Origin of the sequence: Cryobacterium sp. Y11, assembly GCF_002929535.1 — a bacterium.
GTDB lineage: Bacteria > Actinomycetota > Actinomycetes > Actinomycetales > Microbacteriaceae > Cryobacterium.
In genome coordinates this window covers 376,056-384,419 of record NZ_PJJO01000060.1, presented here as the reverse complement: position 1 = coordinate 384,419, position 8,364 = coordinate 376,056, and the positions used below count along the sequence as shown (strand labels likewise).

The 8,364-nt window shown below is 58.4% G+C and carries 8 protein-coding genes and 1 pseudogene; 6 read left to right on the top strand and 3 right to left on the bottom strand.

What is annotated here, in order from left to right:
• Positions 1-857 (top strand): calcium:proton antiporter (locus CXY75_RS16700; protein WP_146069516.1); only part of this gene is annotated, 857 nt, incomplete at its 5' end.
• 185 nt (positions 858-1,042) lie between these two features.
• Here CXY75_RS16700 and CXY75_RS16695 read toward each other — a convergent pair.
• Complete coding sequence (locus CXY75_RS16695) at positions 1,043-2,446, bottom strand: MFS transporter (protein ID WP_104083899.1); 1,404 nt, start codon at positions 2,444-2,446, stop codon at positions 1,043-1,045.
• The gene (gene deoD / locus CXY75_RS16690) at positions 2,446-3,216 is read right to left on the bottom strand and encodes a purine-nucleoside phosphorylase (protein WP_369826742.1); all 771 of its coding nucleotides are present in this window, start codon (positions 3,214-3,216) and stop codon (positions 2,446-2,448) included. Before deoD ends, CXY75_RS16695 begins: the two co-directional genes overlap by 1 nt.
• 89 nt (positions 3,217-3,305) lie before the next feature.
• Between deoD and CXY75_RS16685 the strand changes: the two genes are divergently transcribed.
• The 3 genes from CXY75_RS16685 to CXY75_RS16675 all read left to right on the top strand — a co-directional run bounded on the left by CXY75_RS16685 (position 3,306) and on the right by CXY75_RS16675 (position 5,111).
• Positions 3,306-4,097, top strand: coding sequence for a GntR family transcriptional regulator (locus CXY75_RS16685; RefSeq protein WP_158251244.1), 792 nt, complete (start codon positions 3,306-3,308; stop codon positions 4,095-4,097).
• 304 nt (positions 4,098-4,401) lie between these two features.
• Positions 4,402-4,827 carry a hypothetical protein gene (locus CXY75_RS16680; protein ID WP_104083896.1) on the top strand — a complete coding sequence of 142 codons (426 nt, stop codon included), beginning with the start codon at positions 4,402-4,404 and terminating at the stop codon, positions 4,825-4,827.
• Positions 4,827-5,111 carry a transcriptional regulator gene (locus CXY75_RS16675; protein ID WP_104083895.1) on the top strand — a complete coding sequence of 95 codons (285 nt, stop codon included), beginning with the start codon at positions 4,827-4,829 and terminating at the stop codon, positions 5,109-5,111. The genes CXY75_RS16680 and CXY75_RS16675 overlap by 1 nt, the downstream gene beginning before the upstream one ends.
• 446 nt (positions 5,112-5,557) lie before the next feature.
• Here the strand turns inward: CXY75_RS16675 and CXY75_RS16665 are convergent.
• Positions 5,558-6,141, bottom strand: a pseudogene (locus CXY75_RS16665) (recombinase family protein).
• 494 nt (positions 6,142-6,635) lie between these two features.
• Here CXY75_RS16665 and CXY75_RS16660 point away from each other — a divergent pair.
• Both CXY75_RS16660 and CXY75_RS16655 read left to right on the top strand, forming a co-directional pair.
• Positions 6,636-7,190: a hypothetical protein gene (locus CXY75_RS16660; protein WP_104083894.1), complete on the top strand. Its 555-nt coding sequence runs from the start codon at positions 6,636-6,638 to the stop codon at positions 7,188-7,190.
• Positions 7,191-7,389: 199 nt separating this feature from the next.
• Positions 7,390-8,355 (top strand): BTAD domain-containing putative transcriptional regulator, encoded by a 966-nt coding sequence (locus tag CXY75_RS16655; protein WP_104083893.1) that lies wholly within the window; start codon positions 7,390-7,392, stop codon positions 8,353-8,355.
• The last annotated feature ends 9 nt before the right edge of the window (positions 8,356-8,364 follow it).

Below are 8,364 nucleotides of genomic sequence, written 5' to 3'. Positions count from 1 at the left end.
CACGCGACTCGGTGTTCGCCGTCATGATGATCATCATCAACGGCGTCATGGGTGTGTCCCTCCTCCTCGGCGGTATGAAGCACGGACCGCAACGCTACAACAGGGAAGGCGCCTCGGTCTATGTTGCGATGATCGTCGTATTGTCGCTGTGCACGCTCGTGCTGCCAAACTTTACAGAGTCCACTTCCAACGGGAGTCTGGTGCCCGCGCAGGCCATTGCCGTCTCGGTACTGGCAGCGGCACTCTACGGGTTCTTCATCTACCTGCAGACGGGGAAGAGTCGGGCGTTGTTCACGCAGCCCAGCCAAGTCCAGGCGATCTTGGGAAGCGTCACTACCGTCGATAGTCCAAAAACCTGCACTGACTCTCCTGCGACCGCTGGCGTCGGCGTCGGCGTGGGCAGAGGCGAGCTGTTTCGGCGGGTGCTCCTGCTGGTCGGTACCGTCCTGCCGATCGTGCTGCTCTCCCACGACCTTGGAATCTTGGTCGACGCTGGTATCGCGGCCACGGGTGCTCCCGTCGCGCTGGGCGGGGTGATCATCGCGATCATCGTCTTCACGCCAGAGGCGATGACCGCAGTGCGGGCGGCGCTGGCCGACGAGGGCCAACGCACCCTCAACCTCGGACTCGGGGCGTTCGTGTCCACGGTCGGGCTCACCATCCCGACAATACTGATCATCGGACTAGCGACAGGTCAAGAAGTCATTCTTGGGGAATCAAGCGCAAACATGGTACTGATCGCAGTGACACTAGCAACGAGCATCATCACCTACTTCTCACCGCGCACCACGGCCCTCCACGGAGCTGTCCACCTCGTCCTGTTCGGCATGTTCGCCGTACTCCTCTTTGCCCCATAACTCCCTCGAACGCAGTCAAGCGAAATTCTCGACGCCATCGAAATTCAACTCGGGCGCGACCTCATACTGAGCTGGCTAACGAACGACCTGCAAACGACCGGCGCTTTCGAAGCACGTTGAACGGAAACCCTGGCTCGCGGCCTGAGGTTGGCTCGGCACGACGGCGAGCGGAATTGATCTCTTCATTATCTTGAGGTGCTGTGCTTCTGGGTGTTCTGGCGTTCCAGGATCACGACGGAGACTTGGTAGAGCACCAGACTGAGGGCAGCGACCGCTGCGAGAATTAACAACACTGATCCGTAGGAGGATGCTTGGTCGGCGCCGGTGATGCCATCTAGCAGGTTGGGCTTGAGCTTCATCAGTGTTGCAGTGTAGGCGATGCCGATTGGCACGGCGATGTTGATGGTGAGGTTGTAGAAGCCGATGGCGATACCCGAATTCTTGACCGGCACCCGCATAATGGCGGTCGAGACGAGGGGGCCGTACATCAACGCGAAGCCCATCCCGAACAGGATCATCGAGATCACGAAGATCCCGATCCACGTATCCACCAAGAATGCCGGGAGCAGCATCGAGACGATGATCCCGATCAACGCGATGGTGATGGCTTGCTTGGATGTGAGGAACTTGGCAATCTTGCCGGTGGCCGTGCCGACTATCACAGCGGCGATGTAACCGGGGATCAGTAACAGGGAAACCTCGCCGAGGTTATAGCCGTAAATGTCGGAGATCAGGAACGGGAACATGAAGGTGTAGCCCAGTTGGACCGAGTAGATGACGAACACCACGATGAGCATCAGCGAGTATTGGGCGTTGGCGAAGAACGCGATAGTGATCACGGCGTTGTCGTGGGTTCGGATGTGCCAGACGAAGAGGATCAGTCCCGCTACGACCGGAAGCAAGTACCACCAGTTGAAGTTCTGCATGAACAAGATGGTGCCGGTAGCGAACACCGCGATCAGGAAAAGTCCGAACGCGTCCACGTGGCTGTCGTTTGTCGTCTCTGCGGGAACTGTACGGAGCACGACTGGGATGGCTAGCAGGGAGAGTAACGTGATTAAAAAGAAGGCTGCCCAGCCGATGTAGGTGGCGATGAAGCCGCTGCCGACGGTGCCGATCAGCAGCGACAATTGGAAGGCCGCGGTGCTGAAGCCTAGGTACTTCTTCTGCTCGTCGCCCCTGAAATGTTTGGTGACATAGATTACGTAGAGGGTCTCGGCGGCCGCCAAGCCGGCGGTCTGAATCAGACGGCCGACCAAGATCAGCCAAAAGTTGGTCTGGAAGATGAACCCGACGATGGAACCTGCCGTCATCACGATGATCGCGAAGATGATGAGTTTTCGGATGCTGATCGAGTCGGCTAGCGCAGCGTAAACGACGGCACCGATACCAATTAAAATGCCGGCCAGGGTGGCTTGCAGGCTGACGGTGTCGACCGGCAGGCTGAGATCTTTCGCTAACGCCGGCGACATGAACTTGAAGCCATTGTCCAGCACCAGCGAGAAGATGAAGAGGGACAGCAGGATGGGTACAGCCCGGGTGGGTTTGAAAGCCTGGAACGGATCCGTAGCGTTGGTCGCCGTGCCCATCAGACCAATTCCAAGGCGATCTCGATCATCGCAGTGAAAGCGGTTTGCCGTTCCGTAGGCGTGGTTTTGGCGTTAGTGATGAGATGGTCGCTGACGGTGAAGATGCCAAGCGCATCGACGCCCGCGGCCGCGGCGTTGGCGAACAACCCTGCCGACTCCATCTCTACGGCAAGGATGCCCATCTTCATCCACTTGCCTACGGCATCGGGATCTGCACCGTAGAACAGATCGGATGAGAGCACGTTGCCGACGTGGGTACGTTGGCCGCGATTGTCGGCGATCCGCTTGGCCTGCTCGAGTAGCCGGTACGACGACAGCGGCGCCCATAGGCCCGGCAGCTCGAACTGGTGCAGATAGTTAGAGTCGGTCGACGCGCCCTGGGCGATGACCACATCGTAGAGGTTTAGGTTCTCCTGCATGGCGCCGCAGCTGCCCACACGGATCAGGTTCTTAACCCCGAAGAAATGGATCAGCTCATAGCTGTAGAGCGAGATGGAAGGAATACCCATACCCGTGCCCATTACGGAGACAGGACGCCCCCGGTAAGTGCCCGTAAAGCCCAACATGTTACGAACCTCGTTGAAGCACCGGATGTCGTCGAAATAGGTCTCGGCGATGAATTTCGCTCGCAGTGGATCTCCGGGAAGGAGGATTGTCTCGGCAATGTCCACCCCTTTCGGATCAATATGCGGCGTGCTGATCGTGGACATAGCGGGGAACGGCTCTTTTGCCGTTGGCGATGATTCGGACTTAACGCGCGTTGAACTCACGTGGACTCCTTTGTCTGCACTTCAGTATGAGGTTATACCTCTTGAGTATGATGTCACATATGCTACTGTCGGGACAACAAGGAGGTCGAGTGACGACCCGTTTCGAACCCCACCCGCTCCTGCAACAGCAACTTCATCTTGCCGTCGGCCAACCGATTCGGGTCGCCGTTTATACGCGGCTCGCTGAGGGGATCCGCTCTGGCGCATTCCGGCTCGGCGAGATGCTGCCGAGAGAAACAGAGCTCTCGGCAATGCTTGGCGTCAGCCGCACGCCCGTACGTGAGGCGCTGATGCTCCTTGAAGAAGACGGGTTGCTAGTCACCCGACGCGGAGTTGGACGATTCGTCACGGACTCCATTCCGCACGGCGGGCTGGAGCAGATGCGGCCATTTGAGGTTGTCCTAGCGGACCCGACCGCGACAATGACGGTGCAGCCGTTGCGCTTCGAGCTGGAGAAGGTAACAGACTTCGTGTCCAACCGGCTCGCGCTTGACCAAACTGCTAACGCTTGGATTCGCGAGTGCGTCTTGCTGCAAAACGGTCTTCCCGTTGCGACTGTCCAAGAGCATCTCCCTGCTGGGCGCAACCTCAGTGATGTGAGCGCGCGAATCGCAGCTGAACTCTTGGAGATCGCTGCCGAACCACGGACACTTTTCGCATCCATGCAGGCCAACGGCCATGTCTTCACAAACGGCGTGTGCCAGATCGTCGCAACCGATGCTGGCCCCACGCGGGCGAAACTGCTGAACGTGAAGCCGTCGACGGCGGTCCTCATCTTTACTCAGACTGCGGAGCACGGCGGAGTGCCGCTGTACGCCGCGAAGTGTGTCGTAGCACCCGGTCACGGGTCGCTGTCGATAATGCAACACAACCCGAACTAGTGGTGCTTTATGGCCGAGGGCGTGACTTCTAGTGTCTTCGATCAGAGAGTTATCGCTCTGAGAACAACACTTCCGCGGTGGGCGCTGAGCGGTTAGCTGCACACGGCGGGGGCTCTATGTTCACTCAGAACGGATAAATCTCCATTTATTGGTGCAGGGCGCATTCAGCTGCATCAGTAACGGGTACTGTCTCGCGCCGGGGTACTTGCGCATTTGGCAAGTATCGACTTGACTAGTTGGCAAGTAGGTATAGCCAGGAGATGCTCCTCATCTTTTGGCTAACGATCGGACTAGGAGTCCTGACATGGACAGCGAAAATTCTCTGCAGGTTGTCACTGACGCGCGGAGACTTGTCTCTACTCGGGTCGTTCTACCTACCTGGTTTTACGTGCTGAATGCCATCATCGTGGGGCTCTGCGTCGCGGTATCTTCGTTCGGGGTGATGGGGATGAACGTGGGGTTCGCCGGCCTGCTGCTGAGCCAGTCGGTCGCAATGATGTGGCGTCGTCGCCGCAGCCAAGTGGTCGTGAGCAGCAAAATCGATTCCCCCAGTGCGCGCTACATCGGTGGGTACTATCTGTTTTTTGCGGTCGTCTTGGGCGCCGCCGTATCTGCACAGCAGTTCCTTGAAGTCGACTACGCGATGATCATTGCGGGTGGGCTTATCCTTCTCGCCACGCTCATTCTTGTGCCCCTGGCCGATCGAAAGCTCCGGGCCGAGACCGTCTGATGACCTCACCGCAATTTGACGATCTGCTTCTCAGCCCAAAGCGGTTTCGGATCTGTGCGATTCTTCTGGCGGCCGATGAGGTTGCGTTCTCTCTGGTGCGCGACGACCTTGAAGTGACTGATTCAGCACTCAGCAAGAATTTGCGGATTCTGCAGGATCACGGCTACCTGGTGATCTCGAAGACAACCAAGAACTCCAAGGCCGTCACGTGGCTGTCGCTCACGACCGTTGGCAGAAACACAATGCTGGAGCACCTTCGAGCCCTCTCGAGCTATCTTCCCTGACGGTCGCCAGCGCCTTTCAGCGCCTGCAACGGGTTCGCCTTGCGGGCTCCCGCTGCGTTGGGAATCGCCATACCGCGCCGACCCTTGCGGCGTGCTTAAGGGTGATGGGAGAGACTTAGATGATGACCGACATAGACTCGCTTCCCATCGCGGAGTTTGGATTCCCCGGGGCGCTCCGCGACAAGTTGGTCTCGGCGATCTGCAATCGAACTAAGACCTCGACGACCTCGACGGTCGCGGAATATCAAATTGAAGGCGAGCCCCTGCCTCAGGTTGGTTCACGCCAGGGTTGCGTCCCTGCGAGCTTTCTTGCTGGACCCAAATTTTACTGTGGACGACAACACGCTCGTCGTGCTTGAACGGTTTCGGGTTGTGGACTAATCCGCAAGGGGTTCCCGTTGCCGGACCAGTGAATTCGGCAACGGGATTTCGATCGAGAACCTCTCTCAAGGGCCCGATTCGAACTGGCGTTGAATAGTTCGATAAACCGTCGACCGCGCATCGTTGAAAAGCTCCGCCAGTTCCGCGCTGGAATGAAGGCCAGCATTGTGTACTTTGATCAAGTGTTTCTGCTGCGCCATTGGCAGTTTGGGCTGCTTACTGCGAAGACGTCCTTTCACCTTGGCCGCCTGCATTCCTTCCCGCGTTCTGGTACGAATCAGATCCGACTCGAACTCGGTGACCATGGCCAGTACGTTGAAGAGGAGGCGCCCGACCGGATCGTTCGGATCATGCACCGCCCCGCCGATACTCAGCTTGACGTCTTTGGCCGTGAGCTCGTCAATGATGTCTTTCGTATCTCTCAGTGAGCGTGCGAGCTCGTCGAGTTTGGCAACAACGAGGGTATCTCCAGCAGGCAGGCGGCCGGCGTTTCGCGAAGCCCGGACCGGGCGCGGTTTATTCCGGTCAGTCCATGTTCGATGTAGATCAGTGACGATCTAACGCCCAGTCGTTCCCAGGCGTTTTGTTGGGCGGTGAGATCTTGTTCATCTGTAGAAACGCGCGCGTATCCAATCAGTAATACATTCATGGTGAAACCATCCCGCTCTGCTGTGAACGGGTCAATAATGGTCGCAGCCGTACGGCCTAGGGTCACATCACGCCGAGTACCAGTTTGATGGTCTTCTTTACGATTCACTCCTATGCCTCGGCCATCGTGACGTGACCTACGCCTGCGGCGAAGGGTAACCGCACGGGGATCTTGCCCCCACATTCCGTGGTGCTTCTTGGTATTTTGCGGTGACGACGCTGTGCCTCCGGATCTCGTCACGAGAAGGCTCAGCGTCATCTCCGGGCGCGCAACCGGTGGGTCGAGTGCCGCCAGGCCAGACCAAGCTGGGCCGTGCGCGCCCGGCCGCCCTGACCGCCAATGCCCGCCATGCCTTTACCTCCGTCGAATGCGACGTATCCGTTGCACGACTCAACACGGTGGCGGTTTATGGCTGATGCTACAACCTGGAATCGAACTGTACGCGCCTCGCTTTCGTCAAGGTTTTCCCAAGAGTTGCAGTCCAAAATTTGGTCATGAGCGTCTTCCTTTCCCCCACTGCACCTGTCACCACACGTGAGCCCACCGTTTTTGGTCCTCGACGACGGCGCAGACTGCAGGTCCCCCTGATCGGTCTTGGCGCACTGTTTCTTACCGCTGCAGTCATCGTGATCGCAGTTCCGGAGGTACAGGCTGAGGGGACGCTGCTCGGCGCTTCCGGAACGGTGTCTGGCGGAATCGCCCGGATCAACGGTGTGATACCGCTCGAGAGTGACGGCTGGCTGCCTGAAGAACCCGCCACCGTCCTCACCGAGTCGGCGGCGGATGGGACTCACCGGGTACGCATCATCCTCGAACTGACCGCACTCGAAGCGGAGGGGCTTGAGTACAGCGCCAATGACTTCACGATCACCGGGTGGGGCTCCGTCAAATCGCGTTTGCTCTGGGCGGATCCTGAATCGGCACTTATTGCACAGGGCGAGGTGATCACCACGACGCAGGTGTTCGAAATTCCCAACCAAGCAATTGACCTCATTCTCGGAACTGATGCGGCCCGATTTGCCCTCGGAACTGGTCACCACACCGGCTGAACTCGCCACCCAATTCACGGACTGGACGCACGAAGCCTCGTTCTCGTTCTCGTTCTCGTTTTCACTGTCACGGTCGCTACCGTCCGGGGATGACGCTCAATTTTGGGGATGCCGCACACTAAACGCAGGGGATGCCCCCCTGTCTGTCGGCGTAGCACGATGAGGAGATCAAAAGATTCAATGCGAACCGAGGAATCCCATGACTTTTACTCGTCCCCGGCAAGACAACGACTTCAAAATGTCCGTGAAGATAATTGGCGCCCTCACAATACACCGAGGAAACACTGTGCTTCATGCCCAAGATTTAGGAGGGTCTAAGCCTCGGCAAATCCTCGAGATTCTGCTCCTCAACTTTGGCCGCCCCGTCTCGAAAAGCAGCCTCATCGATCTTCTGTGGAGAGATTCTCCCCCACAGAAAGCTGTGGCGTCTGTTGAAAGTTACGTCAGTGTCTTGAGACAGCACTTGCAGCCGGGGAACGGGAGATTCGGGCCGCTGCGCACGACGACGGGTGGATATCTGATCGACAGTTCGACAGTTGATCTTGACCTGGCCCGATTTGACTCGCTGGTGCGCGAAGCGCAGCGAGTGGGCGCAGACGCCGCATACCCGCTCCTGATGGACGCACTCGCGCTCGCCACCGTGCCCCTTCTCACCGACGAATTGACTCCGGTGTGGGCTGAGGAGGAGCGCCGCAGGCACGCCGCTGTCGTGACAAACGCCCGCGTGTACGCGTCCGCATTGGCTGCCACCATCGGCAGGATTGATGAGTCAATTTTCTGGGCGAATCAGGCCCTGCGCGATGACCCGTTGAATGAGACTGCGTGGACTGCGGTGATCCTAGGATTCGAGAAAGATGGCCAGCTCGCCGAGGGACTTAGGGAATTCGCGCGCTACCGGTCGATGCTCGACCGTGAGCTCGGGTGTGCACCTAGCGCGACCCTGCGGGAGGCTCACTCGCGGATGCTCATGGCTACGGCGAACAGTTACAGTGACCTCTCGGATGCGGTAACCGCGCTTCTAGTGCTGAACGAGAGATTGTTAAGCATTGCGGGCGGGAACGTGCGAACACATGAGGCGCCGGAAGGCTCATACGCGCGGGCCGCGGTGCGAGCGGCAAAACAGGTGCTCTTCTCGTTTCTGCGCCGGGTCAATGAAACGGCGTGAACCACACCT